This window comes from Nitrososphaera sp. (assembly GCF_050748925.1).
Taxonomy (GTDB): Archaea; Thermoproteota; Nitrososphaeria; order Nitrososphaerales; family Nitrososphaeraceae; genus Nitrososphaera.
The window spans coordinates 1-1,764 of the sequence record NZ_JBOGQF010000217.1; the positions used below are offsets into that span (position 1 = coordinate 1).

The 1,764-nt window shown below is 53.6% G+C and carries 4 protein-coding genes; 2 read left to right on the forward strand and 2 right to left on the reverse strand.

Annotation, left to right across the window (positions count from 1 at the left end; genetic code table 11):
• Positions 1 to 272 precede the first annotated feature (272 nt).
• On the forward strand, positions 273 to 788 hold the full coding sequence (locus ACREAY_RS11650; RefSeq protein ID WP_431755935.1) for a PadR family transcriptional regulator: 516 nt from the start codon (positions 273 to 275) through the stop codon (positions 786 to 788).
• A gap of 68 nt (positions 789 to 856) precedes the next feature.
• Complete coding sequence (locus ACREAY_RS11655; RefSeq protein WP_431755936.1) at positions 857 to 1,132, forward strand: winged helix-turn-helix domain-containing protein; 276 nt, start codon at positions 857 to 859, stop codon at positions 1,130 to 1,132.
• Here ACREAY_RS11655 and ACREAY_RS11660 read toward each other — a convergent pair.
• Both ACREAY_RS11660 and ACREAY_RS11665 read right to left on the reverse strand, forming a co-directional pair.
• Positions 1,129 to 1,398, reverse strand: coding sequence for a hypothetical protein (locus tag ACREAY_RS11660; protein WP_431755937.1), 270 nt, complete (start codon positions 1,396 to 1,398; stop codon positions 1,129 to 1,131). The genes ACREAY_RS11655 and ACREAY_RS11660 overlap by 4 nt on opposite strands.
• Before the next feature lie 2 nt (positions 1,399 to 1,400).
• On the reverse strand, positions 1,401 to 1,764 hold a 364-nt coding region (locus ACREAY_RS11665), incomplete at its 5' end, for a pyridoxamine 5'-phosphate oxidase family protein (RefSeq protein ID WP_431755938.1).

A 1,764-nucleotide genomic window follows, 5' to 3' on the forward strand; every position in this document is an offset into this window, starting at 1 on the left:
GGCAAAGAACGCCATAAGAATAAACAAGTCGTCGATGTTGGTGGCTACAAATGCGCCAATGCCGAGCCCAAATAGGCTGAGAAAATCCAACAAACATAAGCCGACTAAAGAATGAAGTATTTTGGCTTATCTACTAGCTGCCGATATGCAACAAAAACGCCTGGCGTGCAATAGATTGAAAAGGCTCCCGTCTTTGCAACAGAACTTGTGCTTTTTCAGTATTAGTATCGCTAGCGATATCTTGATATATCGCAGGCGATATCACTAGAGATATGATAAGTGAATGGCTTGCAAGGGTAGGAAGCGCCATACCAAGGGGGTTTTCGCGCCACTACATACTGACGCTCTTGAAGGAAAAGCCGATGACAGGCAAGGAGATTATCGACAAGGCGACAGCGCAGACGGAGGGCAGGTGGAAGCCATCTCCGGGCCTCATCTACCCGCTGCTGGGAAGGCTGCTTGACGACGGCCTTGTGGTCGAGGACGACAATTCCAGGTACTCTATCACCAAAAAGGGCCTGTCCATCATAGGCGACCTTGAGACCCTCAACGGCGTGGTGCAAAAGCAGCTCGACGTCATGCTGCGCGTAGGGACCATCGGCAAGGCGCTGGCCACCGACCTCATAGACAGGGTGATCACCATCGGCACCGCCATAAGCTCGAATCCTGACGCAATAAGCAGGGAGGACCGCAGCAAGTACCGCCAGTTCCTGCAGTCAGAGCTGAAAAAGCTCGACGAGCAGGAGTCCAAGCACAAATCCCGCACGGAAAAGGTCGACGTAGAATAATCTAACAGAATTTTCTTCTGCATTTTTATTAGAACACACATTTAACTGATGATTGCCAGACAGACACCGTGAAGTATAGGAGCAGGATGGATATCGCGGCTGCCATCCTTGATATAGCCCAGGGAGGGGCGATAAAGACAAGGATAATGTACAGGGCGTTCCTGTCATTCCCCCAGCTCAAGGAATACCTCGAGCTCTTGCTGGATGGCGGCCTGCTGCAGTACGTGGAAGAGGAGAAGGAGTACTACACGACGGAAAAGGGCAGGCACTTTTTGAAAATGTACAAAGAAGTCGGGCAGATGATATTCCCGGCAGGCAACAAGAAAAAGAGGATAGCCGCCTAAAGCCACGGCCAGCAGGGCATGTCCCGGATCGCGCACTGCTTGCGCACCACTGCCTTTGCCTTGCCGGCAGCGTCTGCTTCCGTCGCCCCAGCCTTTAGGTACTGGAGCATGACTTGCTCGTACAGCTTTTTCGCCCGCTCTTCTGTAAACTCTTTGTACTTGCCTTGCTCGACGGCGGGCTCGTTTGCGCCCTTCATCTCCATGTACTCCTGCCTGCATTCGGGGCAATTGTCGTCAAAAAAGTCAGTGTGGACGGGGCAGGGCATGGTCACATCTCCGGGTCTTGCTCAACTGCAAGGGCGCCGTCCTGAAGGCTGACGCCGATCACCGCAAGTATTGGCCGGGCATTTTCAGGGCCTTCCCTGTCGATTATCTGCTGCGCGATTTTCAGCCGGTACGGCCTCGACCAGTGCTGGCCTGTCTTGTATTTTCCGCGCATGTCGTCCGGCACAACCTTGATGACTGCCACTTCGTGCACGGCCGGCATGTGCTCGTCCAGTTTTTCATACCTGCCCTCCTTTTGGTATTTTTCCATGAGCGCGTTGAGCGCCATCGCCTTTTCGCGGTTGTCCTGCACCAGCGTCGCGGCGCCCTTGATAACCACGCTGATGTAGAGGGTGTCTGCCTGGGAC